Source organism: Sphingobium sp. WCS2017Hpa-17 (assembly GCF_031843765.1).
GTDB lineage: Bacteria > Pseudomonadota > Alphaproteobacteria > Sphingomonadales > Sphingomonadaceae > Sphingobium.
On record NZ_JAVTIV010000001.1, the window covers coordinates 105,179 to 130,193 of the forward strand.

Sequence of the window (25,015 nt, forward strand, 5' to 3'; positions counted from 1 at the left end):
GGACAGATCAGATGAGCGACGAACCAAAGGCCAAGAAGAAAAAAGGCGGGGGCATGAAGATGATCCTGCTGCTGGTCGTGGGTGTCGTCGTGGGTGGCGCTGGCGCAGCAGGCGGCCTTTATGCCGCAGGCTTCTTCAGCCCGAAGGCCGAAGGGCCGAAGGAAGATCCCAACAAGCCGGTCCTGGTGCTGGCTGGTGAAGATGCGCAGGCCGTCGCGACCGCCCATGGCTGGGCCGGCGAGGGCGGCGGTGGTGGCGGTGAAGGCGGCGGCCATGAAGGCGGCGGCGGTGGCGAAAGCCATGCTGTCTCGGCCGGTCACGCGCCCGGCAAGGGAATCGACCTGCCGTCTCCTGCGAATCCGGCTGCCTATCAGGCCACCTATTTCCAGCTTCAGGCGCCCTTCACGTCCAACATGTCGGACACGGATGCCTTCGCTCAGATCACCGTCGCCGTATCGACCTATTATGACTATCGCGTCATTGCTGCGATCAAGCAGCATGAAATGCCGATCCGCAGTTCTGTGCTGATGATGCTGGCCGAACAGCCGCAGGAAGTGCTCGACACGCCCAAGGGCAAGCAGATGCTCCAGGGCAAGATCAAGGGCATTATCAACGACATATTGAAGCAGAAGACGGGCTACGGCGGCGTCGATAATGTCTATTTCACGAATTTCGTGATCCAGTAAATAACGGCCTTCCGAACGTCCTGCGCTCCGTGGTTCGCGCGGGGCGGGGTTTGGTCCTGTTAACCCCAATTTTACCATTTTCGTTATTAATGGGCCTTGCGCCAAAGGATCGGGATGACCCCTGATCCGTCATGGTGCAGGGGACCAAGATGGACGACGTACAAACCTACGCTTTCGGGCGCGGGGATTCTCAGGCGCCGATCATGCTGTCGGGGCTGGACCGGCTGAGCGAGAAGCTCGGCCGGCGCATGCGCGCCTTGATCGAGCCGATCGCCGGCGTACGCCCGATGGTTGAGGCGCAGGATACGCGCGTGCTCGACTTCGGTGCCTGGTCGGCCGAAATTCCCGCCTTTTGCAGCCTGTCCATCTATCGCCTGCTGCCTTTGAAGGGGCAGATGCTGCTGCGCATGGACGCGGCGATGATTTCCACGATGGTGGATTGCTTCTATGGCGGCATCGGCAATCGCCCGCTGCCCGCGCGCGGCGAGTTCACCCCGACCGAAGACCGGCTGATCGCCCGCCTGTCCGACACGATCGTCACGCGCCTGGTCGAAACCTGGGCCGATATCCTGCCGCTGGAACAGGGGCTGATTCTGCGTGAAAGCGCGGTCGGCTATGCTGCCGCTGCGCAGCCGGGCGACCAGATGGTGCTGCAACGCTTCATGATCTCCATCACCCGCGAGCAGGAATGGCCGATCGATCTCCTCTTCCCGCTTTCTGCCCTGCGCGGCGTCGAGGCGCTGATGGGCAGCAACCTGCCGGCCGATGAGGAACATCGCGACCCCGTCTGGCAGACCCGGATCGCCCGGCGGATGCGCGACATTCGCTTGCCCGCCCGCACCGTGCTGGCGCGCCCCAACCTCTCGCTGGCCGAGCTGATGCAGCTCAAGGTCGGCGACGTCATCCCCGTGACCATCGGCCGATCGCTGCCGCTGATCGTCGGAAACCGCATCGTCGCGCATGGCACGATCGGCGAACAGGAAGGCCGCGCCGCCTTCCAGATTGAAAAGCTTGCACAGGAACCCGATCAATGAGCGACATGAGCGAAGCCCCCCGCATGGAGCGTGGCGAAGATCCGCTGAGCCGCATGACCAACAATCGCCAGTTCAAGCTGCTGGCCGACATCCCGGTCCGCATGTCGGTGGAGGTCGGCTCCACGTCGCTGCGCCTCGCCGAAGTGATGGATCTGGCCGAAGGCAGCATCGTGGAGCTGGATCGTCAGGCTGACGATCTGCTCGACATCATGGTCAATGGCGCGCTGATCGCCAAGGGTGAAGTCGTCACGGTGAATGGCCGCTATGGCATCCGCATCGTGGATATCGCCGCGACCGAAAATCGCCTGGCCGGCATCGAACGACGCGGCTGACGGTAATCGACTGATTTTAAGCTTGCCTTCCGCCGCGAAACTGCGGATCGCAGGCGTGGTTAACCATGACTGCGGGCAGGCCATTTCATGTTCTGGTATTTCGTCAAACTGCTGATCCTGCTGCCGCTGGTGGGCGGCATGGCCTTTGGCGCGCTGTGGCTGTGGCGCAAATATCAACCCGGCATGATCGCAGGGCAGGGCGACCGGTCGCTGAAGCTGCTTGAAGCGCTGCCGATGGGCGCCTTCGGCAAGCTCGCCGTGGTCGAGTTCGAGGGCAAGAAAATCCTGCTGTCCGTTACTCGCAGCCGGATCGAGAAGATCGCGGAAGGCGATCATGTCCGCCTGCGCTGACCTCGTCATTCCTGCGAGGGCAGGGCGCTATCGCCTGATTGTCGCAGCCATCGCGATCGTGCTTTTGGCTGTCCTGCTATTTACGGTCCCCGCCTTCGCGCAGGCGGCACCCACTGCTGCACCGCCAGCGGACAATGGTGGCGCGCTAAGCCGCGCCATGGGCCAGATTTCGGGCGACGGCCGCTCGCTCTCGCTCAGCCTCCAGATCCTTGTCCTGATGAGCCTGCTGACGGTGCTGCCGTCGCTTGTGCTCATGATGACCAGCTTCACCCGCATCATCATCGTCCTGTCATTGCTGCGTCAGGCGCTGGGGCTGCAACAGACGCCGCCCAATCAGGTGCTGGTCGGCCTTACCCTGTTCCTTTCTCTGTTCGTGATGCGCCCGGCGATCGACGCGATCAATGCGCAGGCCTTCGATCCCTATGGCAAGGGCCAGATCAGTATCGAGGAGGCGGTCGGCCGCTCGGGCAAGGTGCTGCACGGCTTCATGGCCAAGCAGACCCGCGAAAGCGACCTCAAGCTGTTCCAGAATCTCGCCAAGGCCCCAGCCTTCAACACGCCGGACGATATCCCCTTCACCATCCTGCTGCCGGCCTTCGTCACTAGCGAGTTGAAGACCGCGTTCCAGATCGGCTTCATGATCTTCTTGCCTTTCCTCATCATCGACCTTGTCGTTGCGTCCACGCTGATGGCGCTGGGCATGATGATGTTGTCTCCCACGATCATCTCCATGCCGTTCAAGCTGTTGCTGTTCGTGCTGGTCGACGGCTGGGCGCTGACCATGGGTTCCCTCGCGGGGTCGTTCGCGACATGAGTCCGCCACCTTCCCAACACCCGTTCAGTTCGAGCCGGTCGAGAACCGCTCACCGGGCCTTGTTCTCGACAGGCTCGAACCGAACGGAATGGGCAATCTAATCCGATGGAAAACGCCGATTTCTTCATGGGATTGGCCCAGCAGGCGCTGTGGATCACGGCGCTTGCCGCCGCGCCCGTGCTGATCCCGGCACTGATCGCGGGCGTCATCATCGGCATGGTCCAGGCCGCGACCTCGATCAATGAACAGACATTGAGCTTCATTCCCAAGATCATCGTCGTGGGCGGCATGCTGGCGCTGTTCGGCGGGTCGATCATGGTGCTGATCGCCGATTTCACTCGCGAAATCTTCGAACGTATCCCGGACCTGCTCCAATGATCGCACCCGGCTTCACCGCCGTCGAAACGCAGCTCTGGATCTGGCTGATCGCGATGATCCGGCCGGGCGCGGCCTTCATTGCCGCGCCGGTGTTCGGTGCGCCGGCCGTGCCGCTGCAACTGCGCCTGATCCTCAGCCTGGCGCTCGGCCTCGCTGCGCTCAACAGCGTCACCATCACCCTGCCGCACGACGGCGTCGCCAGTTTCGAAGGCGTGATGATGGTCGCTGGCGAAGTGCTGGCAGGGTTGGCCCTCGGCTTCGCGGTCCAGATCGGCTATGCAGCCGCCTTTGTCGCGGGGGAAACCATTGGCAACGCCATGGGCCTCAACTTCGCGGCGATGGTCGATCCGTCGTCGGGTCAGTCGACGCAGGTGCTGGGCACCTTCCTGTCGGTCCTCGCCACCTTCCTGTTGCTCGGCATGGACGGCCATCTGCTGCTCGCCAGCTTCGTCGTGCAAAGCTATGAGGCAATCCCGCCGGGCGGCGCGATCCTGTCCAACGACACGGTCTGGCGCCTTGTCACCTTCGGCGGCTCGCTGCTCGGCGCGGGCGTCACTGTGGCGCTGCCGGTCGGCTTCGCATTGGTGCTGGTGCAGATCATCATGGGCATGCTGGCCCGTGCCGCCCCCTCGCTCAACCTGTTCGCCGTCGGCATGCCGGTGGCGATGATGGCGGGCATCGTCCTCCTCGCCATCGCCGCGCCGATCATGGCCGAAGGCATCACCGCATCGCTCAAGGCTGGCCTCGAAGAAGCCCAGTCGATCGCGGAAGGACGGTAAGCCATGGCGGACAGTCCCGGCGGCGGCGAAAAGACCGAAAAGCCGACACAGAAAAAACTGAATGATGCCGCCAAGAAGGGCGACATCCTCCAGTCGCGCGAACTGGGTACGGCGCTGGTGGTCATGGCCGGCATCGCCTGGCTGGCGATCACCGGGCCTTCCCTGATCGATGCGCTGGCGGACATGCTGGCCGATGCGCTGCGTTTCCGGCGCGAGGATATTGTCGACTTCTCGCCTGCCGCGCGCGGTGCTGAACTGCTTGGTGCGGTCGCTGTTCCGGCCGCCGGCGTCATGCTGGCCACGTTCATCGCTGCGATCGCCGCGCCGGCCTTGCTCGGCTCGCTCGGCTTCCGTCCCGGCGCCTTCGCGCCCAAGGCGTCGAAGATGAATCCGGCCGCCGGCATCAAGAAGATTTTCGGCACGCAGGGCCTTATCGAACTGGTCAAGTCGATGGCCAAGGTGGGCCTGCTCGGCAGCATCGGCGTCTGGCTGATCTGGGACCGGCTGACGGAAATCACGGCGCTCGGCAAGATGGGCGTTGCGCCCGCCATGGCTGATCTGGGCAATATCTTCATCCTGACCTGCCTCGTCATGGCGGGCGGCCTGTTCCTGATCGCGGGCATCGACGTGCCCGCGCAGATCATGCAGCGCGCCAAGCGGCTCGGCATGAGCAAGCAGGAAATCAAGGACGAACATAAGGAAAGCGAAGGGTCGCCCGAACTCAAGGGGCAAATCCGTCGCCGCCAGTTCGAGGTATTGAACGGCTCCACTCGACAGGCTGTGGCCGAAGCCAGCGTCATCATCACCAACCCCACCCACTTCGCCGTTGCCCTGCGCTACAAGCCCGGCGTTGATGCCGCGCCGGTCGTGGTCGCACGCGGCTGCGATGCGATCGCCGCATCGATCCGCGAACTGGCGGATGAAAATGGCGTTGCGGTCCTTCAATATCCCGACCTCGCCCGTGCCATCTACTTCACCTCGCGCGCCGGGCAGATCGTCAATGAAGGGCTCTTCATGGCGGTGGCCACCGTGCTGGCCTTCGTCTTCCGGGTCGAAAACAAAATGGCCACGGAAATGGACCGTCCCTTCATCACCGTCCCCGAAGACATGCGCTTCGACGCGAACGGACAGAAGCAATAGCGGCGATGGTCGATCGACTGCGCCTATTGTGGGTCGGGGCCGGCCTGCTGCTGCTGGTCTTCGTCCCTGCCTATCTGCTTACCCTGACGACCGGGCATGGTATCCCGCGCGATGGTACATCGTTGGTGGTGGGTCGGGACTTCCTCAATATCTGGATGTACGGCCGCGCGGCTTGGGAAACCGGTCCGGAACGCTACTACGACATGGACACCTATCTCGCCGCGTTGGGGCCGATCGTGGGGGAGGGCTATCCGGGCCAGCTCTGGTCCTATCCGCCGGTCGCACTGCTGGTGGGCGCGCCCTTTGGCCTGATGCCCTATCTCCCAGCACTGGCGCTGTGGACCCTGATCGGGGCTGCCTGCTTCGCTGCTTCGCTCCGGCTATGGATGCGCGATTATCGGCCGCTTGCCCTGCTGCTGGCCTCGCCCGCCGCGCTGCTTGGCATCATGTCCGGCCAGTTCGCGCTGTTTGCCGCCGCGATCATCCTGATGGTCCTACGCTGGCGTGAGGAGCGACCTTGGCTGGCCGGCGGGTTGGTGGGCCTGTTGCTGGTCAAGCCGCAACTCGCTTTGCTTCTGCCGATTCTATTCATCGCAACGCGCAACTGGCGGGCCTTCATCGCTGCGACCCTGTCTAGCCTGACACTGGTCGCGCTCGTCGCCCTGCTCTGGGGCGTCGATATCTGGCGCATCTACATCCAGACCGGCATTGCCAACCAGTCACTGGTGCTCAGCGATCCGGATCATCTGGCCGGTCCGTTCATGGCGACCTTGTTCATGAACCTGCGCGTCATGGGGATGGCCGTGCCTTGGGCGAGCGGGCTTCAGATGGCGCTTGCCATCCTTGCTGCCATGCTCGTCTGGCTGCATTTTCGCCACCGCCCGGTCGCAACCGACCTGTCGGCGAATCTCCTCTTCCTTGCCTGCGCCATGTCGGCCACGCCCTATATGCTGTCCTACGACACCCTGTCCTTCGCGGCGATAGCGGTGCTGCTGCTGGCTGCCGGACAGGGGCGAGTGATGCCGATTCTGGTCTATTTTCTACCGCTGTTCCAGCTGGTTGGCGGTATGGTTGGTTTGCCCGGTCCGGGTCTCATCCCGATCGCCATTGCCCTGTATCTGACCTTGGCTGAAAAAAATTCTGCTTCTCCATTAAAGTTTAACCGCAGCTGGACGTAATGCCTGTTGTGGGGATGCATTCTGGTGGTGCGTCATGAACGACTATGTATCTAGGACCAAACTGCCGCCGGTGGACCGGACGGTGTCGCGTGCGCCTTCTCCCGTCCAGACCGTGCAGTCTGTGGCGGCCAGTCGTTCTGCGCAGACGGCCGTGCGCGACAGTATCCAGCAACCTGCCACCGCACAGGCCGATACCGTCACGATCGACGACGATCTGGCCAGCGTTGCCGAATATGTCGAGGTTCACGCCCGCATCGCGGACATACTTGCCGATCTCCAGTCCGGCGTAGGCAGCGTGGACGATGCCGCCGGGGCAATCCAGGCGATGATTCCGCGCCCGATGGTGCTGGTTCCGTTGCCCCCCGCCAGCAAGGAGGCGGTCGAACATGCCGCAGTGCTGGCCAAGCGCATTGTCGAACGGGCGTCCTACTCCCATGCGGCGCATGCCCAGATTTCACGCGGCACCGTCGAACAGGTGGCAATTTCCACCAACTGACATTCACCGCGCTACCGGTTTGAAAAGGCATGATCCGTTCCGTGCGGCTCATGCCTTTTCCTGTCTCGGAGCCGATGATGGCGGCTCAACCCGACCCAGCCCCGCCACGAAAATCTTTCCTAAAGATCTTGTCGCTACTGCCGTTCTATCCCCCTGAAAGGAAAGCGCATGACCACGGTAGGCAGCAGCATTTTGACCGCGCTCAACGCAGGGTCGGGCATCGACACTTCGGCGTTGGTGTCCAGTCTGGTCAGCGCGACCCGTGAGCCCAAGCAAACCGCGATCACCAATCAGCAGACGCTGAACAGCTCGCGTATTTCTGCCCTGGCTTCCGCCATCAGCTCGCTGGATACATTCGCCGACGCGCTGACCGAGGTGCTGTCCGGCGCGGCCTATACCGGTACTGCTGCGTCCAACGACACCAGCATTGCGTCGGTGACGATGCTGAGCGGTGGTACTCCCAGCGGCCTGCCGGCCCAGTTGACGGTCGAGCAACTCGCGACCGCCCGCGTCTATTCCTCTGCCGCGTCCAGCGGTTCGACGGGCAGCACCGTGATCGGTACGGGCAGCTTCACCATCACCAATGCGGCCGGCGAAGCGACCACCATCACGCTGGATTCGACCAACAACACATTTGCTGGCCTGGCATCGGCGATCAATGCCGCCAATACCGGCGTCACCGCCCGCGTCGTCACGGACACGCAGGGTACCCGTCTGGTGTTCAAGGGCGAGACCGGCGCAGCCAATGATTTCACGATCAGCGCGAATGCTGATGACAGCAGCAGCATCCTGGGGAGCATGAACTTCACGAGCTCGTCCACGGCGCAGAATGCCAAGGTCACGCTCGACGGCGTCGCTTATGAATATGCCAGCAACACGATTGATGATGCGATCCCTTATCTGCGGATCGACCTCAACAAGGCATCGCCCGGCACCAGCGTGACCCTGTCGATGAGCCAGCCCACGGCCGGCCTGTCCGACCTGCTCAAGGAATTTGTCGACGCCTATAATACGTTGATGAAGGCGCTGAATACGGCGACGGCGACCGGGGCGGACTCGTCCAGCTCCGGTGTGCTGAACGGGGTCGCGGGCGTGCGTGACATGAAGCGCCAGCTGTCCGGCATCACCTCGACCCAGCTGGCATCGACCGGCACCTACAAGACGCTGGCCGATATCGGTGTTTCGACCAACCGCGACGGCACGCTGAGCCTGGACACCACCCGCCTGGCCGCCGCGATGGAAGCGGACCCGGAAGGCGTTACCAACATGGTCAATCCGAAAGTGTCGACCGCGTCGAACCAGGGCCTGTCGGCGCTGATGGATTCAGTGCGCGACAATATCGAACGGAGCGACGGCCCGCTCAAGACGGCCCAGACGCGCTATGATGCGCTGGCCGAGGATTTTACCAAGCAGCTCGAAGATCTGGACGAGAAGATGGCCAATTATGAGGAGCATCTGACCAAGGTCTACGCGGCCATGGAGACGCGTTTGTCCGCGCTCAAGGCGACACAAAGCTACCTCGAACAGCAGATCGAGGTCTGGAACAACAGCGACAGTTAATCAGTCAATCGGGGACGGAAGCAGACGATGTTTTATAATCAGGGTTATGCAGGCGCCAGCGCGGCACGCCGTTACGCAGCGGTCCATTCGGGCAGCCGCACCGAAGGTGCGACGCCGCACGCATTGGTCAAGATCCTGTTCGACGAGTTGCTGCTGGCGCTTGAAGCGGCAGCGCTGGCCGAACGGCAGGGCGACCGCATGAAGGTATCGGACAAGCAGGCCCGTGCCATGTCGATCCTCTTCGCGCTTGAATCGAGCCTGGACTTCGACAAGGGGGGCGACATTTCGGTCGGCCTGGCTCAAATCTATCGCGAAGCCCGCCGCCTGCTGCTGGTAGGCGCCAAGGACCGCTCGGCTGAGCCGGTCGAGCAGGCCCGCGACATCATCGCCGAAATCGCCGAAGCCTGGAACCAGATCGGCCGCTAAGGCAGAGCGAGAGCGCCCGTCCGGGCGGGGTTGCGCCCCCAACATGCCGCTTGTATAGGCGGTGCTCGCGAAGGGCGGCCCGGCGGGGGCCGCCTTTTTGCGTTCTACCAATGCGCACAGGACGCGCACCATCACCCAGAAAGGGAAGGCTCATGTCGATTACGCCGCTCATGCCCGTTTACCCCCGGTGCGATGTTCGTCCGGTGCGAGGCGAGGGCTGCTATCTGATCGGGGAGCGCGGCGAGCGCTATCTCGACTTCGCCAGCGGCATTGCGGTCAATCTGCTTGGTCACGGCCATCCGAAACTGGTGCAGACTATCGCCGATCAGGCCGCGACGCTGATGCACATCTCCAACCTCTACGGATCGCCGTTGGGGGAGCAATTCGCGCAGAAGCTGGTCGATAACAGCTTTGCCGATACTGTCTTCTTCACCAATTCGGGTGCGGAAGCGGTCGAGTGCGCGATCAAGACCGCGCGCCGCTATCACTTCGCCAATGGGCAAGCGCATCGGCACAAGATCATCAGCTTCGACAACGCCTTCCACGGCCGCACGCTGGGCACCATTTCGGCCACCAGCCAGCCCAAGATGCGCGATGGCTTCGAACCGTTGTTGCCCGGTTTTCAGGTCGTGCCCTTCAACGATCTCGACGCGGCGCTGGCGGCGATCGACGACAACACCGCCGGATTCCTGCTGGAGCCGGTGCAGGGCGAAGGTGGCGTGACGCCGGCGACGCAGGACTTCCTCAAGGGGTTGCGCAAGGCATGCGACGAACATGGCCTGCTGCTGATCCTGGACGAAGTGCAGTGCGGCTATGCCCGGACCGGCACCTTCTTCGCGCATGAGCAATATGGCATTACGCCAGACGTCATGGCCGTGGCCAAGGGCATCGGCGCGGGCTTCCCGCTCGGCGCCTGCCTCGCCACCGAGGAAGCGGCCAAGGGCATGGTGTTCGGCACCCATGGGTCCACCTATGGCGGCAATCCGCTTGCCATGGCGGTCGGCATCACCGTACTGGAAGAAGTGCTGGCAGAAGGGTTCCTGGATCAGGTGATGGCTATGGGCGCACGTCTGCGGTCGGCGCTGGAGCAACTCATCCCCAATCATGACGACATGTTTGAGGATGTGCGTGGCATGGGCCTGATGCTGGGCGTCAAGATGAAGGACGCCTATGATGCGCGCGCCTTTGTCGGCCATCTGCGCGACCATCATGGCCTGCTGGCCGTGTCGGCCGGCCAGAATGTGCTGCGCATCCTGCCGCCCCTCGTCATCGAGGAAAGCCACATCGCCGAGTGCATCGAGAAGATCTCCGCCGGCGCGCGGACCTTCGCCGAAGCCAAGGCGGCTTAAAACCAACCTCCGTTCGCCCTGAGCTTGTCGAAGGGCCGTTCTCTTCAAACGAAGAAGCGGGCTTCGACAGGCTCAGCCCGAACGGCTGTGGGGGTAATGATATGACCAAGCATTTCCTGAATCTCACCGATGCGGGCGGCGACGCGATTGCCGCGATGATCGCCGACGCCATTGACCGGAAGGCCGCGCGTCAGGGCAAGCCCAAGGGTTGGGTGGACGCTGACGCACCGCTGGCCGGCCATACGCTGGCGATGATCTTCGAAAAGAACAGCACCCGTACCCGCGTCAGCTTCGACATGGCGATTCGCCAACTGGGTGGCACATCGCTGATTCTGGAGGGCGCGACCAGCCAGATCGGTCGCGGCGAAACCATTGCCGACACGGCACGCGTGCTCAGCCGCATGTGCGATGCCATCATGATCCGCACCGACGATCATGCCAAGATCGAGGAGATGGCCGACTATGCCAGCGTCCCGGTCATCAATGGGCTGACCGACCTGTCGCATCCCTGCCAGATCGTCGCTGACCTGCTGACTGTGGTCGAGCATGGGCTGGCGCTGCCCGGTAGCCAGTGGGCGTGGCTGGGTGATGGCAATAATGTCCTCCATTCGATCGTGGAGGCGGCGGGGCTGCTCAAGTTCGACGTGCGCATGGGCATTCCCGAGGGCTATGATCCCGATCCGTCCTTTGCAGCGGCGGCGCAGGCGGCCGGGTCGACCATCACGCTCACCCGCGATGCGGCACAAGCGGTGGCGGGTGCCGACGTGATCGTCACCGACACCTGGATTTCCATGGGGCAGGCGCATGCCGAGGCAAAGCTGGCGGCGATGATGCCTTATCAGGTGACGCCAGACCTGATGGCCGGTGCCAAGCCCGATGCCAAATTCCTCCACTGTCTGCCCGCTCATCGCGGCGAGGAAGTAGTCGAGGCGGTGATCGACGGCCCGCAATCGCTGATCTGGGACGAAGCGGAAAACCGCATCCATGCGCAGAAGTCGGTTCTGCTCTGGGCGCTTGGAAAGCTGTAAGCGGACCTTATATTCGGGCGAAATTTCCCGTTCGCCCACGAAATCGTCGGGGCCTGTCCTGCGCTGAAGAGCGAAGGGCGGGCCCTCGCGGCTTTCGGGGTGAAGGGATCGGAAGGAAATAGCGTGACCAGTCCCCATATCGACCAAGCCCTGGGCTTCACCATCCCTTCGCGCCATGCGCGCGGCCGTCTTGTGCGCCTCGGGCCGGTGCTGGATCAGGTGCTTGCCGCCCATGCCTATCCGCCTGCGATCGAGCGGTTGCTTGCCTCTGCGCTGGTGCTGGCGGCGTTGCTGGGCAGCACGCTCAAGCAGGCCAATGGCCAACTGACGCTGCAAGCGCAGACCGATAATGGCGTCGTCAGCCTGCTGGTCGCCGATTATAAGGATGGTGCCCTGCGTGGCTATGTGAAGTTCGATGCGGATCGGCTGGCGGAGCAGGGTGCGGACCCGACCCTGTTCGGTCTGTTCGGCAAGGGTTATCTGGCGATTACCTTCGACCAGGCCATATCCGGTGAACGCTATCAGGGCATCGTTCCGCTGGAGGGACAGTCGCTGGCCCAGGCTGCCGAGCATTATTTTTTCCAGTCCGAACAGATCCCCAGCATCATCCAGATCGATACGCGCCATGATGCCGGTGCGGGCTGCATCGCCGCGGGCCTGCTGCTCCAGCATCTGCCAGAGGGGGAGGTCGGGCGCGAACGCCTGCATGTGCGCCACGATCATCCCGAATGGGAACATGTTCAGGCGCTGGCCCAGACACTGAAGGCGGAAGAACTGACCGATGATGCGCTGCCGCTGACCGATATCCTCTGGCGCCTGTTCCATGAGGAGGATGAGGTGCGAGTCTCAGAAGCGGCGCCGCTCGCGAAGGGCTGTCGCTGCGACCTTGGCCATATTCGCGATGTGATCGGTCGTTTCCCGGCCAGCGAGCGCGCGGAGATGGCGGATGAGAAGGGCATTATCGGCGTGGACTGCGCTTTCTGTTCGCGCCTCTTCCCGCTGGCGCTGGACAGTTTTGCTGCTCATTGAAGGCAATCGTTTCGCTAACGATATTTGTAATTGGGGCAGTTTTCGCCGCCTGCGCTATGAAAATGCCGCAATTAGCCGGCATGGCGTAGGGTGAGCGATTGGCGCTCGGAAACATTTTGCAACCGGTAACGGGATCGGGCGGGATCATGAAGAGGGCGGGATGGCACGCGCTCGGCGTGCTTGCGATGAGTATGGCGATAGTGTCAGCGCCAGGCGCTGACGTTGCTGCGGCGGGCTTGTCGGCACCCCAGGCGCTGCAAGCTTTGGAAACCGGGGAATGGGAATTGCGCGGACGCGGCGAAGGCGCGGAGACGCGCAAGCTCTGCGTCAGCGACCTGCGCCAGCTGCTTCAGGTCCAGCATGGCCGCACCTTGTGCCGCAGCTTCACCGTAAGTGACAGCGCCCATGCCGTTACGGTGACCTATGATTGCGCGGCGGCCGGCAATGGTCGCACCGATCTGCGGGTCGAAACCACCCGCCTTGTGCAGATTCGTTCGCAGGGGGTTGCCGACGGCGCGCCCTTCGCTTTCGCGGCCGAAGGTCGGCGGATCGGCGACTGTTCATGACTTGCCGCGCGGGGCGACCCATACTTGCACTGCGGCGCAACGAGGCGTAGCGCGGGGCCATGGTTGCCAATGAAGGAAAATTCGCTGTCGTCCTGCTGTCTGGCGGGCTCGACTCCATGGTTGCGGGCGGACTTGCGCGTGAGGCTGGCTATCGCATCTTTGCACTGTCGATCGACTATAATCAGCGTCACCGCGTTGAACTGCGCGCCGCTGCGCGCATCGCCGAATCGCTCAATGCCATTCGGCATATCGTCCTGCCGCTGGATTTGACCGCTTTCGGCGGGTCGGCGCTGACCGCAGATATTGCCGTGCCAAAGGGCGGCGTCGGGGAAGAGATTCCGGTTACCTATGTGCCGGCACGCAACACCATTTTCCTGTCGCTGACGCTGGGGCTGGCCGAGGTGGCAGGTGCCAGTGACATCTTCATCGGCGTGAACGCGCTCGACTATTCGGGTTATCCCGACTGCCGGCCGGAATTCATCGACGCGTTCCAGAAGATGGCGACGCTCGCGACCAAGGCCGGGGTGGAGGGGCATCCGATCCGTATTCAGACACCGCTCCAATATATGAGCAAGGCGGACATTGCCCGCGAGGCCCATCGGCTGGGCTTGGACGCCGGCATCAGTTGGTCCTGCTACGACCCTACGCCCGACAACAAGCATTGCGGCCTGTGCGACAGTTGCCGTCTGCGGTCGAAGGGCTATGAGGAAGCTGGCCTGCCCGATCCCACCATTTACGCCGCCAGGCCCTGAAAGGCGGATGGCGATGGCTTATGCGGTCAAGGAAATGTTCCTGACCCTGCAAGGGGAAGGCGTTCAGGCGGGACGGCGTGCAGTGTTTCTGCGTTTTGCCGGCTGCAACCTGTGGAGTGGCCGGGAACAGGACAGACGCGATGCCGTGTGTCGCTTTTGCGACACCGATTTCGTAGGAACGGATGGGCTTGGTGGCGGCAAATTCGCCGATGCCGCCGCGCTGGCCGACGCCGCGCTCGCCTTTTGGGGTGAGGGCGTTGCGGGTCATTATATCGTGCTGACCGGCGGGGAGCCGATGCTTCAGGTCGATGATCCCCTGGTCGATGCGCTGCATGCACGGGGCTTCACCATCGCGATCGAGAGCAATGGGACCATCGCCGCGCACCCCGGCATCGACTGGATCTGCATCAGCCCCAAGGCAGGTAGCGATGTGGTGCAGCAGTCCGGCAACGAATTGAAGCTGGTCTGGCCGCAGCCCGATGGCGGGCATGATCTGGCCGAGTTGGCGGCGATGGAGCAATGGGCGTTCGACCATCATCTGCTCCAGCCGCTGGATGATCCCCATGCCGCCGACAACGCTCGCGCAGCCATCGCTCTGGTCATGGACCGGCCACAATGGCGGCTGACCGTGCAGGCCCATAAATATCTGGGCCTGCGCTGAGCGGGATCAGGGCGTTACGCCGGTCTTGTCATTCCATGCCTGGTGGCAGACTGGTAGCAATACGCCCTTCTTCCAGCATTTGGGATCGAAGGATGGCAGGGTCACGCTATAGTCATAGCCCGGCGTGCCATAATATTGCTCCCCTGCGGCGATGAGCGACTTTTTGATCGGCCCCAATCCGACGCGACCCACTTCATTGAGCGTGCCGCGATCGGCGAAGATGGCCTGCCGGCCGACTTCCGCGGTCGTCTGACAGAAGCCCTTCTGTGCCTGAACCGTCGAATAGCTCGAATAGATGCGGGTATTATACATGTCGGACGCTGACTGGCCTGCCTTGCCCTTGCCGACAGTGCGCTGGAAATAGCCGAGCAGCGCGGCCTGGGCCACATCCAGTTCTGCGTCATGATGGGCGATCATGGCGTTGTAATTGCTGGTCGACAGCAGAGTCGGCTCGAACTGGCATTGCAGCGCCGCGACATTGAGCGCGGCGCGCACATTCCAGGCGAGGCCGGCCTTGATCTCCGCGGGTGTGGCGCCCGGCAGGCCGAGCGCGGTCGCGGCGGCCGCATCGGTTAGCGGCGGCGCGCTCATGTCGGGCGGCGACCAGAAGAATTGGGCCGATGCGGGTTGTGCCAGCATCGGCGCGACCGTCAGGGTCAGACCGGCGATCGCACGGCGCAACGGGAAACGCGAAGTCATGGATTATTGCCTCTCTGGAAGGGCGCTATAAATGCCGCCCTCATTCTGTCCGGTCCCTTGTATCAACCCTGAACGATCGCGCCAGTCCTACTGGTCGGACAGGACTTCCGCTTCTTCGGCCGGCGCTTTTTCCGGGGCGGGCTTGGCTGGCGCGCTGCTGGCGTCCGCGCTGTTGTTGCCGGGCAGGGCAACGGCAGTGCCTTCGCTCTGTACGCCGTCCAGATCGGTCATGGCATCGGTCGCGGTACCGTCCACCACTTCCATATCCTTCATCTGGACCTTGTTGCCGCCTTCTTCCTTGCCGCCGCACGCCGCCAGCGGCAGGATCGCGGCGATCAGGGTCAGGGTAAAGAACGTCTTTGCGGCAAAACGCATCCGGGTTTCCTTAAATGATGGGTGCCCGGCAATTCCCCCGCCCGGCGAAAGTCGCAAACCTAACGGCCTGTGTCACATTCCTCAACCCCCGTGCCGCAACGCTTAAGGTTGCCGAGGAAGGCAGGAAAATGCGCTTTGAGCGCTATATCCAACGCCGCCATCGACGCGTTGCCGTTGAGCGCCGCGATGCTGGTGACCGGAAATTCGCTGATGCCGCACGGCACGATGCCTCCGAAATGGGACAGGTCGGGATCGACGTTGATCGCAAAGCCGTGGAGCGTCACCCAGCGCCGCACGCGGATGCCCAATGCGCCGATCTTGGCCTCCCGCCCTTGCGGGTCGTCGGTCCAGATGCCAATCCGCCCCTCTGCGCGACGGGCTGCGATGCCAAGGTCGCCCAGCGCCGCGATCATCCAGCCTTCCAGATGATGCACGAAATTGCGGACGTCCTTGCCCCGTTCGCGCAGGTCGATGTTGAGATAGCCGATCCGTTGCCCCGGACCGTGATAGGTATAGCGACCGCCGCGCCCGGCATCATGCACCGGGAAGCGCGGATCCAGCAGTTCGGTCGGATCGGCGCTGGTGCCGGCGGTGTAGAGCGGCGGATGTTCCAGCAGCCAGACCCGTTCCTGCGCATCGCCTTCGTACATCGCGGCTGCGCGTGCCTCCATTTCCGCCAGCGCGCCCGGATAGTCGACCAGACCGGGATCGACCCGCCATTCGACGGAGGTGGGAAAGGGCGGCGGAAGATCGGAAGAAACATCGGACATAGGGCGCTTCCTTGACTTGGACTGGCCGAGCGATCAAGTCTCGCGCCGCATTTCCAGCATGATAGGGCAGGCAGCATAGATATGGCGACAATGTCGATCGGCAAGGCGTGGGAGGAGGCGGTGGCCTTCGTCGCGCGCGAAGCGACCCTGCTCTTTCCGGTGGCGCTGTTGTTCGTCGCGCTCCCCGGCCTCATCCTCCAGGAAATGATGCCGCCCGAATTGCAGGCCTGGTTCGCCCAGCCCAAGCCGGATGCGATTCCGGCGATGCCGCCGGGCTTCGGGTTGGCAATGCTGCTGACCATCATCCTCATCTGGTTCGGGGCGCTTGCCTTGTTCGCGCTGGCGTTGCGTCCCGGCATCAGCGTGGGGGAGGCATTGCGCCTCAGCTTCGCGCGCCTGCCGGTGCTGATCGGCACGGCATTGGTCGTGGTCGGCGCCGTGGCTGGCATTTTCGTGGCGGCGGCGTTGGTGGGCGTGGTCTTCTCGCTGGCCTCCAAGCAACTGGCCGCTGCGGCTGGCCTGCTGCTGGGCTTCGGTCTGGCGGGCATCGTCTTTTTCGCCAGCATCCGGCTCGTGCTGCTCAACCCGGTGGTGATCGACACGCGATTGGGCGTGATGGATTCGCTGCGACAGGCATGGGCGCTAACGCAGGGCTATTTCTGGCGCCTGTTCGGTTTCCTCATCATCGTCATGCTGTTGTCCACCATCGCCGGATCGGCAGCGCAGGCGATCATCGGATCGCTGGCTGGTCTGGCCGGCGGGGCGGATGCTGCGCGCCTGGCCGGTGGTCTGGCCGGCGCTGCGGTGTCCAGCATCGCCCAGGTCTATATGCTGGTCATGCTGGCACGCCTCTATCGGCAGGCCCAGCCGCAGGATATGTCGGACATTTTCAGCTGAACGCCTATCGCACGTCCAGAAGTGGCATATGTGGTGCCGCCTCGGGCGGGAGTATGCCGGCCAGTCGCGGATCGGCAAAGGTTTCGATTTCGCGCCCATAGGGCGTAAAGCCCGACCGGATATAGAAGCCCAGCGCCGCCGGGCTGTCGAGCGTGCAGGTGTGGACCCAGAAACGTTCCACGCCCTTGCGCCACGCGAGCGACTTGGCCTGCGCCATCAGCCAGCGACCCAGGCCCTTGCCATTCAGTTCCGGCACCAGCCCAAAGAAACTCAACTCGCAATTGGGCAGCGATCGGAAATCCAGTTCCAGCAAGCCGACTTCGGTCCCGCGCGGATCGGTGATCGCATAGACCTCCACGGCCGGGTCATGCAGGATCGCGGCAAGATCCGAATCGGCCATCACCAGCCGTGAAAACCATAGCCATGGCGTCCCCACCCGGCGGAACAGGGTGCGATAGGCGCGAAGGTCCGGCTGTTTCCAAGGGGCCAATCGCAGCGGTGCGGGCGGGATCGGCGCGGGCTTGGGCCGTTCCAGCATTTCCAGATGCGTGACAACCGTCGCCACCATGCCCGGTTCGACCGGAATGAAGGGCATCAGTTCCAGCTCGCCATCGGCGGCAGGCTCATCAGAATCGCGTCGATGTTGCCGCCGGTCTTGAGGCCGAACAAGGTGCCGCGATCATGGACGAGATTGAATTCGGCATAGCGACCACGCCATTCCAACATGGTGCGATAATCCTCATCGCTCCACGATTCGTCCATGCGTCGCCGCACGATCGGCGGGAAGGCGTTCAGGAAAGCGTCGCCGACCGCGCGGGTGAAGGCGAAATTCGCGTCGAACGCGGTATCGTTGTCGGCACATTCCAGATGATCGTAGAAGATGCCGCCGACACCGCGATGCACATTGCGATGGGGGATGAAGAAATAGTCGTCCGCCCATGCCTTGAAACGAGGATAATGGTCCGGATCATGGGCATCGCAGGCGGCTTTGAGCACATCATGGAAATGCGCCGTATCGTCCTCGCGCGGCAAAGGCGGGTTGAGATCCGCGCCGCCGCCGAACCAGCTCTTGGTCGTCACCAGATAGCGGGTGTTCATATGCACGGCGGGCACATGCGGATTGGCCATATGCGCGACCAGGCTGATCCCGGTAGCGAAGAAAGCGGGATTGTCGCCCGCGCCATGAATGGTCTGGGCAAAGCCGGGAGCAAATTCGCCGCCCACGGTGGAGACGTTGACGCCGACCTTTTCGAACACCTTGCCCTTCATCACGCCGCGGACGCCGCCACCGCCCTCGCCGGGGGCCTGTCCTTCGGCTTCGCGATCCCAGGCCGTGAAGTGGAAGCGCGCATCGCTTCCCGCTTCCCGCTCGATCGCCTCGAACTCGGCGCAGATCCGGTCCCGCAGCGATTCGAACCAGTTGCGTGCAGCCTGTTGCCGGGCATCGAGCGGGAAAGGCACGGCGGGCACAGGGTTGCTGTCGGTCATTCGGGAAACTTTCCGGTCTGGCGTAGGGCTTCTGCAACGGCGATGCCTGTGGACACGGCGATGTTCAAGGATCGAAAACCGGGTGCCATCGGGATGCGGATGCGGATATCGGCCAGATCGCGCACGTCGGTCGGCACGCCGGCGCTTTCCGATCCCATCAGCAGTACGTCGTCGGGCTGAAACTGCACCTCCGGCAATTTCTGCGAGGCATGGGCGCTCATCAGCAGCAGGCGGCGGCCCTGCGCGCGCCGATCCGCATCGAAGGCGGTGAAATTGGCATGGCGCGTAACTTCGGCCGATTCCCCATAGTCCATCGCCGCGCGTTTCAGGCGGGCGTCGGAAAAGGCGAATCCGGTGGGCATGATGATGTCGACCGGCACCTGGAAACAGGCGGCAAGGCGCAGGATGGCGCCGACATTGCCGGCAATCTCCGGCTGGTAAAGGGCGATACGCATGGGGTGCGCCATAGTCGATCAAGAGCATTTGCAACAGACTAGGTGATATTGCGGCTGGCAAAGCGGGCGCAGTGCGGTTATCACGCCCCTCGAACCACGCCGGGGGGAGGCGGGTCGACCCTTGGTCGAGTGCCCAAAACCCTTGATAATCAGCGCCGGTAACGGCATTCCGGTGTGACAGGGAAGTCTTGCAAGGGTAGAGGTGCATGGCGAGCGTTGAACAGATAGACGGTACGGGTCCATCCGGCGAAGATGGCGTACGCCGCCGGGATTTCATCAACATCGCTGCCGTCAGCTTTGCTGGCGTAGGCGCAGTCGCCGTAGTCCTCCCTCTCGTCGACCAGATGAATCCCAGCGCAGACGTGCTGGCGCTCGCGTCGACCGAAGTCGATCTTTCGGCGATCCAGCCGGGCCAGGCGATCAAGACCACTTTCCGCAGTCAGCCGCTGTTCGTGCGCCAGCTGACGCCGAAGGAAATCGCCGAAGCCGACAAGGTCGATCCTTCCACCCTGCGCGACCCGCAGACGCTGGAAGAGCGGACCGTCGACGGCAAGAAGCAGTGGCTGGTGACGATGGGTGTCTGCACCCATCTGGGCTGCGTGCCGCTGGGCGCGGGTGAAGGCGAGAATCGCGGCGAGTTTGGCGGCTATTTCTGCCCCTGCCACGGTTCGTCCTACGACACGGCCGCTCGCATCCGTAAGGGGCCTGCCCCCAAGAACCTGGAAGTGCCGAAGTATAGCTTCACTTCCGACACCGCCATTCTCGTGGGTTGAGGGGGACCGACATGAGCTTTCCTTGGGCTGAGCAATATACCCCCAAGCATCCTGTGATGCAGTGGGTCGACGAGAAGCTGCCGCTGCCGCGTCTCGTCTACAACGCGGTCGGTGCCGGCTATCCGGTCCCGCGCAACCTTAACTATTTCTGGAACTTCGGTGTCCTCGCCGGCCTCGCGCTGGTGATCCAGATCGTCACCGGCGTCGTCATGGCGATGCATTATGGCGCCAATGACCTGGTCGCCTTCGGCACCGTCGAACAGACGATGCGCGACGTGAATGCGGGCTGGCTGATGCGCTATGCTCATGCCAACGGCGCCAGCTTCTTCTTCATCGTGGTCTATCTCCACATCTTCCGCGGCCTCTATTTCGGTAGCTACAAGGCGCCGCGCGAAATGGTGTGGCTGCTCGGCCTCGTCATTTTCCTGCTGATGATGGCGACTGCCTTCATGGGCTATGTCCTGCCTTGGGGGCAGATGTCCTACTGGGGCGCGAAGGTCATCACCGGCCTGTTCGGCGCGATCCCAGTCGTGGGTGAGCCGATCCAGACCTGGCTGCTCGGCGGTTTTGCCCCCGGCAACGCTTCGCTGAACCGCTTCTTCTCGCTCCACTTCCTGCTGCCCTTCGTGATTGCGGGCGTCATCATCCTGCATATCTGGGCGCTGCATATTCCCGGTTCCTCGAACCCGACCGGCGTGGAAGTGAAGGGGCCGCAGGATACCGTGCCCTTCCATCCCTATTATACCGCCAAGGATGGCTTCGGCGCAGGCGTCTTCTTAATCGCCTTCTCGATCCTGCTGTTCTTCGCGCCCAACTTCCTGGGCCACCCCGACAATTATATCGAGGCGAACCCGCTTTCGACGCCTGCGCATATCGTGCCGGAATGGTATTTCTGGCCCTTCTACGCGATCCTGCGCGCCTTCACCGTGGACTTCTTCTTCATTCCCGCAAAGCTGCTGGGCGTGCTGGCGATGTTCGCGTCGATCCTGCTGCTCTTCTTCCTGCCCTGGCTGGACACTTCGCCGGTGCGTTCGGGCCGTTATCGCCCGACCTTCCGGAAATTCTGGTGGATCCTGCTCGGTGACGTGGCGGTGCTGGGCTATTGCGGCGGGGCCCCTGCGGCAGAACCCTTTGTGATGATCTCGCAGATCGCGGCGGCTTATTATTTCGCCCACTTCCTCATCATCCTTCCGCTGATCGCGCGCTTTGAAAAGCCGCTGCCGCTGCCCGGTTCGATCACCGAGTCCGTGCTGGCGAAATATGGCAAGACCGACGGCGAAGCCGCCGCGGTTCCGGCCGAATAAGAGGGTAGACAGATATGGTTCGCATTGGCGCATTTCTCGTCGGCCTCTTCTTCGCCGGCTGGCTGTTCATTTCCTTCCTCGTGGGTGCTTATTCCTACGTGACCGAGCCGCCGGCGGCCACGGTGGAGCATGAGTTCCATCTGCCGCCCAAGCATGTCGCTTTCTCGTTCGACGGCCCCTTCGGCAAATATGACAAGGCGCAGTTGCAGCGCGGCTTCCAGGTGTTCAAGGAAGTCTGCTCGGCCTGCCACAGCCTGAAGTTCGTTGCTTTCCGCGACCTTGAAGCGCTGGGCTATAATGAGGCGGAAGTGAAAGCGATTGCCAAGCAGTGGGCGATCAAGACTCCATCGGTCGATCCCGCCACCGGCGAAGCCTCAACCCGCGATCCGGTCCCGGCCGATCACTTCCCCAAGCCCTTCGCGAACAATGTCGCGGCGGCGGCGGCGAACAATAATGCGATCCCGCCAGACCTGTCGCTGATGACCAAGGCCCGCCATCATGGCAGCGCCTATGTCTATTCGCTGCTGACGGGCTTCCAGGAACAGCCGGCTGAACTGCTCAAGGAGTTCCCGGACGCCAAGACGCCGGAGGGGCTGCACTACAACCCCTATTTCGCCAACCTGAACCTCGCCATGGCGCCGCCGCTGTCGGCCGAAGGTCAGGTGACCTATGGTGACGGCACAAAGGCGACGGTGGACCAGATGGCGCAGGACGTGTCGGCCTTCCTCACCTGGACTGCCGAACCGAAGCTGGAAAACCGCCACCGTGCGGGTCTGGCGACGATCATCTTCCTGCTGATCGCCACGGGTCTGGCCTATATGTCCTATCAGAATATCTGGGCGGACAAGAAAAAGGCGGCGACCTGAACTCTGGCAGGCTGCTGAGACAAAATACCATATTTCATAGAGAACGGGCGCGGTTCCTTGAGGGGGCCGCGCCCTTTCTCTATGGAGGCCCCATGAGCATCGACAGCCTGACAGCCCTGATCCGCGCCATCCCCGACTTCCCCAAGCCGGGTATCATGTTCCGCGACGTGACCACGCTGCTGGCCGACGGTCCCGGCTTTGCCGAACTGGTCGCCCGGCTGGTGAATGTCGCCCGGCCGCTGGACGCCGACCTGATCGTCGGGATCGAGGCGCGGGGCTTTATCCTCGGCGCGGCGCTGGCCCATGCGCTGGGCAAGGGCTTCGTGCCGGTGCGGAAGAAGGGCAAGCTGCCCGGCAAGGTCGTGGGCATCGACTATGTGCTGGAATACGGTACCGACCGTCTGGAACTGCATGAGGGGCAGGTGCCGCAGGGCGCGCGCGTCATCCTTGTCGATGATTTGATCGCCACCGGCGGCACCGCGCTGGCCGCTGCACAACTGTTGCGCGAGCAAGGGGCGAGCGTCCTCATGGCGCTGTTCGCGGTCGACCTGCCCGATCTGGGCGGCAAGGCCGCACTGGAGGCCGATGGCGTCGTGTCGCAGGCGCTGATCGTCTTCGAGGGCGAATAGGCCGGGCAAAGCTTATGTCGGCGCTACAGCGATGGATCAGCGGCATGCGGGGCACGGCGCTGGCGTTGGCCCTACTCACGACCGGTTGCGCCACACCGCTTCCCCGCAATGCCCTAAGTTGCGTAGAGGCAACTCCGCCCGTTCTCGTTGCACATGACCAAGAGCGGGTGACCACGACCCTGACGGTCCTCACCTATAATATCGAGGGTCTGGGCTGGCCCGCCCGCTCGGGCCGTGCGCCGTCCTTGCGCGCCATAGGCGAGCGACTGGCCGCCCTGCGTGCGGAGGGGCGGGCGCCCGATATCGTCCTGTTCCAGGAAATGTTCAGCGGCGCTGCCAAGCAGGCGATCGCCGCCACCGGCTATCCCGCCATCGTCACCGGCCCGCGTCGTACCACCCGTGCGGAAGGCGTGACGAAGGAATCGCTTCCCGGCCGATCCCACATCAAGCGCGGCGAGCTTGGCCTGCACTTCACCGGCAGCGGCCTTGCCATCGCCTCGCGCTATCCGATCGTCCATGTCGACATGCACGCTTATGGTCGCCGCTCCTGCGCGGGGATTGACTGCCTTGCCAATAAGGGGATCATGCTGGCGCGCATCGCCATTCCCGGCGTGCCGACGCCGATCGACATATACGACACGCATATGAACAGCCGTGGCGCATCCCGCGCGCCGGCGCACCGCAATCTCGCCGCTCATGATCGCCAGTCGCTTGAAGCCTCCGCCTTTATCGACCGCAGCCATGAGGACGCCTATCCGCTGATCTTCGGCGGCGACTTCAACATGCGCCATTCGGAAGATCGGTGGGAGAATTTCTCTCGCTACCAGTCGCTCAATCTGGTCCATCGCGTCTGCGCCGATCCTGAATCGGGTTGCGACGTGCGCATGTCATGGGACGGCGACGAACCGTGGATGGATACCCAGGATCTGCAATTTTTCTGGCCGGGCGACACGGTTTCGGTCCGCCCGATCCGCGTCGAGGCCATGTTCGACGGCAGCCCCAGCGGTCCCGAATTGTCCGACCATGACGGCTTTCTGGTGACCTATCAGCTGTCCTGGCCGCGCAGTGCCGCCATGACAGGCGGCTGCTGACGATTTAGCGCATCAGGCAACAGGTCGACGACCTGCGCCAGACGTTCGTCGATCAGGCCCAGCAATTCCATCCAGCCATGGATATGCTCCAGCTCGCCGGGACCATCGGATACGCCGCGCAGCCCCATCAGCGGCACCTCGAACCGTTCGCACGCCCGTGCCACAGCGAATGTCTCCATATCGACCATGTCCGCGTCGATCGCAGCATATTCCTCGCCACCCACCACATTGGCACCGGTCGATAGCCGAACAGAGGGCAGGGCAAGCGGCGTCACCAGCGGGACATTGACCGGGTGATCGATGAGCGGCGTCACGCCTTTGGTAAAGCCCAGGCGTGAGGCGTCCATGTCGCGCCACGACACGCTGGCGATCTGGAAAATTTTGCCCAGCGGGCAGGTACGCGATCCGGCCGAGCCCAGGCAGACGACCAGATCCGGCAACGCCTGCTGGCGCTCCAATTCCTGCAGCGCCATGCCCGTAACCAGGGCCGCTTCCACCGGCCCCACGCCGGTCAGCAGCGGCGTGAAGCGTGCGCGCAGGTGCGGGCCATATTCGGCGTCCACCGCCATGACGAACAGCACCCGCTGTCCGCCGATCGTCTCGCACGCTATCGCCATTCCCGTTCCGATCCGACGCATTGCCAGTCTGTAATGTTCAGGACACCCCCGTGACATTGGCGCAGGCTATAGTCGAGCCTGTGTTTGTCCCGTGAGTTGATCTTGCCCATGTCCGTTCTGATTTCTCTCCCCGTCCGTTCTTTCGATGACGAGACCATTACCGCCGCCGACATCGTCGCCTGGGCTAAGGTCGAACGCGCGCTTTCGGCCAAGCGCGAAGCTTGCCGGAAATTGGGCGAGGGTAAGGTCGCCACGCATTGATCGGGTTTTGATAACGCCAGAAAAGAGAAAGCCCGCCGCTTCAACAGAAGCGACGGGCTTTGTCATGGTGGGCGTGGCAAGGATTGAACTTGCGACCCCTGCGATGTCAACACCAGCTATCCACGTAAAACTGCGGTTTTCTGTATCGAAATGCAGGCAAATCAGGGTGATTTGCCCCATAATTCTCGATTCGCGTGGTCATTTGGGTTCATATTGAACCAGACGACCACT

The 25,015-nt window shown here is 63.0% G+C and carries 32 protein-coding genes; 24 read left to right on the forward strand and 8 right to left on the reverse strand.

Annotated features, from left to right (window positions below; genetic code table 11):
- Positions 1-11: 11 nt before the first annotated feature.
- From fliL to queE, 18 genes are all read left to right on the forward strand, one after another.
- Positions 12-686: a flagellar basal body-associated FliL family protein gene (gene fliL, locus RQH62_RS00435; RefSeq protein ID WP_311266779.1), complete on the forward strand. Its 675-nt coding sequence runs from the start codon at positions 12-14 to the stop codon at positions 684-686.
- A gap of 149 nt (positions 687-835) precedes the next feature.
- Positions 836-1,720, forward strand: a complete 885-nt coding sequence (locus RQH62_RS00440) for a FliM/FliN family flagellar motor switch protein (RefSeq protein WP_311266780.1) — start codon at positions 836-838, stop codon at positions 1,718-1,720.
- Entirely contained in the window at positions 1,717-2,052 is a 336-nt protein-coding gene (gene fliN, locus RQH62_RS00445; protein WP_056691458.1) for a flagellar motor switch protein FliN, read from the forward strand. Before RQH62_RS00440 ends, fliN begins: the two co-directional genes overlap by 4 nt.
- Before the next feature lie 87 nt (positions 2,053-2,139).
- Entirely contained in the window at positions 2,140-2,403 is a 264-nt protein-coding gene (locus RQH62_RS00450; RefSeq protein WP_056691455.1) for a flagellar biosynthetic protein FliO, read from the forward strand.
- The gene (gene fliP, locus RQH62_RS00455; RefSeq protein WP_311266781.1) at positions 2,387-3,217 is read left to right on the forward strand and encodes a flagellar type III secretion system pore protein FliP; all 831 of its coding nucleotides are present in this window, start codon (positions 2,387-2,389) and stop codon (positions 3,215-3,217) included. Before RQH62_RS00450 ends, fliP begins: the two co-directional genes overlap by 17 nt.
- Before the next feature lie 105 nt (positions 3,218-3,322).
- Positions 3,323-3,595 (forward strand): flagellar biosynthesis protein FliQ, encoded by a 273-nt coding sequence (fliQ, locus tag RQH62_RS00460; protein ID WP_056691450.1) that lies wholly within the window; start codon positions 3,323-3,325, stop codon positions 3,593-3,595.
- Positions 3,592-4,374, forward strand: coding sequence for a flagellar biosynthetic protein FliR (gene fliR, locus RQH62_RS00465; protein WP_311266782.1), 783 nt, complete (start codon positions 3,592-3,594; stop codon positions 4,372-4,374). The genes fliQ and fliR overlap by 4 nt, the downstream gene beginning before the upstream one ends.
- A 3-nt stretch (positions 4,375-4,377) precedes the next feature.
- Positions 4,378-5,514 carry a flagellar type III secretion system protein FlhB gene (locus tag RQH62_RS00470; RefSeq protein WP_311266783.1) on the forward strand — a complete coding sequence of 379 codons (1,137 nt, stop codon included), beginning with the start codon at positions 4,378-4,380 and terminating at the stop codon, positions 5,512-5,514.
- Positions 5,515-5,519: 5 nt separating this feature from the next.
- Positions 5,520-6,692 (forward strand): glycosyltransferase family 87 protein, encoded by a 1,173-nt coding sequence (locus RQH62_RS00475; RefSeq protein ID WP_311266784.1) that lies wholly within the window; start codon positions 5,520-5,522, stop codon positions 6,690-6,692.
- A 34-nt stretch (positions 6,693-6,726) separates the two neighbouring features.
- A complete protein-coding gene (locus RQH62_RS00480) occupies positions 6,727-7,188 on the forward strand; it encodes a hypothetical protein (RefSeq protein WP_311266785.1) in 462 nt (153 codons plus the stop codon).
- 168 nt (positions 7,189-7,356) lie between these two features.
- The gene (gene fliD / locus RQH62_RS00485; RefSeq protein WP_311266786.1) at positions 7,357-8,748 is read left to right on the forward strand and encodes a flagellar filament capping protein FliD; all 1,392 of its coding nucleotides are present in this window, start codon (positions 7,357-7,359) and stop codon (positions 8,746-8,748) included.
- A gap of 27 nt (positions 8,749-8,775) precedes the next feature.
- On the forward strand, positions 8,776-9,174 hold the full coding sequence (gene fliS, locus RQH62_RS00490) for a flagellar protein FliS (protein WP_311266787.1): 399 nt from the start codon (positions 8,776-8,778) through the stop codon (positions 9,172-9,174).
- 152 nt (positions 9,175-9,326) lie between these two features.
- On the forward strand, positions 9,327-10,523 hold the full coding sequence (locus RQH62_RS00495) for an aspartate aminotransferase family protein (protein ID WP_311266788.1): 1,197 nt from the start codon (positions 9,327-9,329) through the stop codon (positions 10,521-10,523).
- A 101-nt stretch (positions 10,524-10,624) separates the two neighbouring features.
- The gene (gene argF, locus RQH62_RS00500; RefSeq protein WP_311266789.1) at positions 10,625-11,551 is read left to right on the forward strand and encodes an ornithine carbamoyltransferase; all 927 of its coding nucleotides are present in this window, start codon (positions 10,625-10,627) and stop codon (positions 11,549-11,551) included.
- A gap of 123 nt (positions 11,552-11,674) precedes the next feature.
- On the forward strand, positions 11,675-12,580 hold the full coding sequence (locus RQH62_RS00505; protein WP_311266790.1) for an Hsp33 family molecular chaperone HslO: 906 nt from the start codon (positions 11,675-11,677) through the stop codon (positions 12,578-12,580).
- Between the two features lie 191 nt (positions 12,581-12,771).
- Positions 12,772-13,146: a hypothetical protein gene (locus RQH62_RS00510; RefSeq protein WP_311266791.1), complete on the forward strand. Its 375-nt coding sequence runs from the start codon at positions 12,772-12,774 to the stop codon at positions 13,144-13,146.
- Between the two features lie 59 nt (positions 13,147-13,205).
- Positions 13,206-13,898 carry a 7-cyano-7-deazaguanine synthase QueC gene (queC, locus tag RQH62_RS00515; protein WP_311266792.1) on the forward strand — a complete coding sequence of 231 codons (693 nt, stop codon included), beginning with the start codon at positions 13,206-13,208 and terminating at the stop codon, positions 13,896-13,898.
- Between the two features lie 13 nt (positions 13,899-13,911).
- On the forward strand, positions 13,912-14,559 hold the full coding sequence (gene queE, locus RQH62_RS00520) for a 7-carboxy-7-deazaguanine synthase (protein ID WP_311266793.1): 648 nt from the start codon (positions 13,912-13,914) through the stop codon (positions 14,557-14,559).
- Between the two features lie 6 nt (positions 14,560-14,565).
- On the opposite strand, the gene RQH62_RS00525 is transcribed toward queE, so the two are convergent.
- From RQH62_RS00525 to lipB, 3 genes are all read right to left on the reverse strand, one after another.
- Positions 14,566-15,258: a hypothetical protein gene (locus tag RQH62_RS00525; RefSeq protein WP_311266794.1), complete on the reverse strand. Its 693-nt coding sequence runs from the start codon at positions 15,256-15,258 to the stop codon at positions 14,566-14,568.
- A gap of 87 nt (positions 15,259-15,345) precedes the next feature.
- Positions 15,346-15,633: a hypothetical protein gene (locus tag RQH62_RS00530; RefSeq protein WP_311266795.1), complete on the reverse strand. Its 288-nt coding sequence runs from the start codon at positions 15,631-15,633 to the stop codon at positions 15,346-15,348.
- A 59-nt stretch (positions 15,634-15,692) separates the two neighbouring features.
- A complete protein-coding gene (lipB, locus tag RQH62_RS00535) occupies positions 15,693-16,403 on the reverse strand; it encodes a lipoyl(octanoyl) transferase LipB (RefSeq protein ID WP_311266796.1) in 711 nt (236 codons plus the stop codon).
- A gap of 81 nt (positions 16,404-16,484) precedes the next feature.
- On the opposite strand from lipB, the gene RQH62_RS00540 reads away from it, so the two are divergent.
- Positions 16,485-17,300, forward strand: coding sequence for a hypothetical protein (locus RQH62_RS00540; protein WP_311266797.1), 816 nt, complete (start codon positions 16,485-16,487; stop codon positions 17,298-17,300).
- A gap of 4 nt (positions 17,301-17,304) precedes the next feature.
- On the opposite strand, the gene RQH62_RS00545 is transcribed toward RQH62_RS00540, so the two are convergent.
- Genes RQH62_RS00545 through RQH62_RS00555 form a run of 3 tightly spaced genes read right to left on the reverse strand, consistent with a single transcriptional unit; the run spans position 17,305 to position 19,243 of the window.
- The gene (locus tag RQH62_RS00545; RefSeq protein WP_311266798.1) at positions 17,305-17,895 is read right to left on the reverse strand and encodes a GNAT family N-acetyltransferase; all 591 of its coding nucleotides are present in this window, start codon (positions 17,893-17,895) and stop codon (positions 17,305-17,307) included.
- Positions 17,895-18,788, reverse strand: coding sequence for an oxygen-dependent coproporphyrinogen oxidase (gene hemF / locus RQH62_RS00550; protein ID WP_311266799.1), 894 nt, complete (start codon positions 18,786-18,788; stop codon positions 17,895-17,897). Before hemF ends, RQH62_RS00545 begins: the two co-directional genes overlap by 1 nt.
- Positions 18,785-19,243: a tRNA (cytidine(34)-2'-O)-methyltransferase gene (locus RQH62_RS00555; RefSeq protein ID WP_405053497.1), complete on the reverse strand. Its 459-nt coding sequence runs from the start codon at positions 19,241-19,243 to the stop codon at positions 18,785-18,787. The genes hemF and RQH62_RS00555 overlap by 4 nt, the downstream gene beginning before the upstream one ends.
- 206 nt (positions 19,244-19,449) lie before the next feature.
- Here RQH62_RS00555 and petA point away from each other — a divergent pair, with 206 nt between their 5' ends.
- The 5 genes from petA (at position 19,450) to RQH62_RS00580 (ending at position 23,906) form a co-directional block, all read left to right on the forward strand.
- Positions 19,450-20,016, forward strand: coding sequence for a ubiquinol-cytochrome c reductase iron-sulfur subunit (gene petA / locus RQH62_RS00560; RefSeq protein WP_311266801.1), 567 nt, complete (start codon positions 19,450-19,452; stop codon positions 20,014-20,016).
- A gap of 11 nt (positions 20,017-20,027) precedes the next feature.
- Entirely contained in the window at positions 20,028-21,320 is a 1,293-nt protein-coding gene (locus tag RQH62_RS00565) for a cytochrome b/b6 (protein ID WP_311266802.1), read from the forward strand.
- 14 nt (positions 21,321-21,334) lie between these two features.
- Positions 21,335-22,186 carry a cytochrome c1 gene (locus tag RQH62_RS00570; protein ID WP_311266803.1) on the forward strand — a complete coding sequence of 284 codons (852 nt, stop codon included), beginning with the start codon at positions 21,335-21,337 and terminating at the stop codon, positions 22,184-22,186.
- 92 nt (positions 22,187-22,278) lie between these two features.
- Positions 22,279-22,815, forward strand: a complete 537-nt coding sequence (locus RQH62_RS00575) for an adenine phosphoribosyltransferase (RefSeq protein ID WP_311266804.1) — start codon at positions 22,279-22,281, stop codon at positions 22,813-22,815.
- A gap of 167 nt (positions 22,816-22,982) precedes the next feature.
- Positions 22,983-23,906: an endonuclease/exonuclease/phosphatase family protein gene (locus RQH62_RS00580; protein WP_311266805.1), complete on the forward strand. Its 924-nt coding sequence runs from the start codon at positions 22,983-22,985 to the stop codon at positions 23,904-23,906.
- Here the strand turns inward: RQH62_RS00580 and RQH62_RS00585 are convergent.
- Both RQH62_RS00585 and RQH62_RS00590 read right to left on the reverse strand, forming a co-directional pair.
- Positions 23,861-24,523 (reverse strand): 5'-methylthioadenosine/S-adenosylhomocysteine nucleosidase, encoded by a 663-nt coding sequence (locus RQH62_RS00585; RefSeq protein WP_311266806.1) that lies wholly within the window; start codon positions 24,521-24,523, stop codon positions 23,861-23,863. The two genes, RQH62_RS00580 and RQH62_RS00585, sit on opposite strands and share 46 nt — an antisense overlap.
- Positions 24,524-24,589: 66 nt before the next feature.
- The gene (locus RQH62_RS00590; RefSeq protein ID WP_311266807.1) at positions 24,590-24,964 is read right to left on the reverse strand and encodes a hypothetical protein; all 375 of its coding nucleotides are present in this window, start codon (positions 24,962-24,964) and stop codon (positions 24,590-24,592) included.
- Between the last annotated feature and the right edge of the window lie 51 nt (positions 24,965-25,015).

Bases quoted from the DNA above. Each gene is read 5' to 3' on its own strand.
- fliL (WP_311266779.1), top strand. From the start codon at position 12: ATGAGCGACGAACCAAAGGCCAAGAAGAAAAAAGGCGGGGGCATGAAG.
- RQH62_RS00440 (WP_311266780.1), top strand. From the start codon at position 836: ATGGACGACGTACAAACCTACGCTTTCGGGCGCGGGGATTCTCAGGCG.
- fliN (WP_056691458.1), top strand. From the start codon at position 1,717: ATGAGCGACATGAGCGAAGCCCCCCGCATGGAGCGTGGCGAAGATCCG.
- RQH62_RS00450 (WP_056691455.1), top strand. From the start codon at position 2,140: ATGTTCTGGTATTTCGTCAAACTGCTGATCCTGCTGCCGCTGGTGGGC.
- fliP (WP_311266781.1), top strand. From the start codon at position 2,387: ATGTCCGCCTGCGCTGACCTCGTCATTCCTGCGAGGGCAGGGCGCTAT.
- fliQ (WP_056691450.1), top strand. From the start codon at position 3,323: ATGGAAAACGCCGATTTCTTCATGGGATTGGCCCAGCAGGCGCTGTGG.
- fliR (WP_311266782.1), top strand. From the start codon at position 3,592: ATGATCGCACCCGGCTTCACCGCCGTCGAAACGCAGCTCTGGATCTGG.
- RQH62_RS00470 (WP_311266783.1), top strand. From the start codon at position 4,378: ATGGCGGACAGTCCCGGCGGCGGCGAAAAGACCGAAAAGCCGACACAG.
- RQH62_RS00475 (WP_311266784.1), top strand. From the start codon at position 5,520: ATGGTCGATCGACTGCGCCTATTGTGGGTCGGGGCCGGCCTGCTGCTG.
- RQH62_RS00480 (WP_311266785.1), top strand. From the start codon at position 6,727: ATGAACGACTATGTATCTAGGACCAAACTGCCGCCGGTGGACCGGACG.
- fliD (WP_311266786.1), top strand. From the start codon at position 7,357: ATGACCACGGTAGGCAGCAGCATTTTGACCGCGCTCAACGCAGGGTCG.
- fliS (WP_311266787.1), top strand. From the start codon at position 8,776: ATGTTTTATAATCAGGGTTATGCAGGCGCCAGCGCGGCACGCCGTTAC.
- RQH62_RS00495 (WP_311266788.1), top strand. From the start codon at position 9,327: ATGTCGATTACGCCGCTCATGCCCGTTTACCCCCGGTGCGATGTTCGT.
- argF (WP_311266789.1), top strand. From the start codon at position 10,625: ATGACCAAGCATTTCCTGAATCTCACCGATGCGGGCGGCGACGCGATT.
- RQH62_RS00510 (WP_311266791.1), top strand. From the start codon at position 12,772: ATGGCGATAGTGTCAGCGCCAGGCGCTGACGTTGCTGCGGCGGGCTTG.
- queC (WP_311266792.1), top strand. From the start codon at position 13,206: ATGGTTGCCAATGAAGGAAAATTCGCTGTCGTCCTGCTGTCTGGCGGG.
- queE (WP_311266793.1), top strand. From the start codon at position 13,912: ATGGCTTATGCGGTCAAGGAAATGTTCCTGACCCTGCAAGGGGAAGGC.
- RQH62_RS00525 (WP_311266794.1), bottom strand. From the start codon at position 15,258: ATGACTTCGCGTTTCCCGTTGCGCCGTGCGATCGCCGGTCTGACCCTG.
- RQH62_RS00530 (WP_311266795.1), bottom strand. From the start codon at position 15,633: ATGCGTTTTGCCGCAAAGACGTTCTTTACCCTGACCCTGATCGCCGCG.
- lipB (WP_311266796.1), bottom strand. From the start codon at position 16,403: ATGTCCGATGTTTCTTCCGATCTTCCGCCGCCCTTTCCCACCTCCGTC.
- RQH62_RS00540 (WP_311266797.1), top strand. From the start codon at position 16,485: ATGGCGACAATGTCGATCGGCAAGGCGTGGGAGGAGGCGGTGGCCTTC.
- RQH62_RS00545 (WP_311266798.1), bottom strand. From the start codon at position 17,895: ATGCCCTTCATTCCGGTCGAACCGGGCATGGTGGCGACGGTTGTCACG.
- hemF (WP_311266799.1), bottom strand. From the start codon at position 18,788: ATGACCGACAGCAACCCTGTGCCCGCCGTGCCTTTCCCGCTCGATGCC.
- RQH62_RS00555 (WP_405053497.1), bottom strand. From the start codon at position 19,243: ATGCGTATCGCCCTTTACCAGCCGGAGATTGCCGGCAATGTCGGCGCC.
- petA (WP_311266801.1), top strand. From the start codon at position 19,450: ATGGCGAGCGTTGAACAGATAGACGGTACGGGTCCATCCGGCGAAGAT.
- RQH62_RS00565 (WP_311266802.1), top strand. From the start codon at position 20,028: ATGAGCTTTCCTTGGGCTGAGCAATATACCCCCAAGCATCCTGTGATG.
- RQH62_RS00570 (WP_311266803.1), top strand. From the start codon at position 21,335: ATGGTTCGCATTGGCGCATTTCTCGTCGGCCTCTTCTTCGCCGGCTGG.
- RQH62_RS00575 (WP_311266804.1), top strand. From the start codon at position 22,279: ATGAGCATCGACAGCCTGACAGCCCTGATCCGCGCCATCCCCGACTTC.
- RQH62_RS00585 (WP_311266806.1), bottom strand. From the start codon at position 24,523: ATGGCGATAGCGTGCGAGACGATCGGCGGACAGCGGGTGCTGTTCGTC.
- RQH62_RS00590 (WP_311266807.1), bottom strand. From the start codon at position 24,964: ATGGGGCAAATCACCCTGATTTGCCTGCATTTCGATACAGAAAACCGC.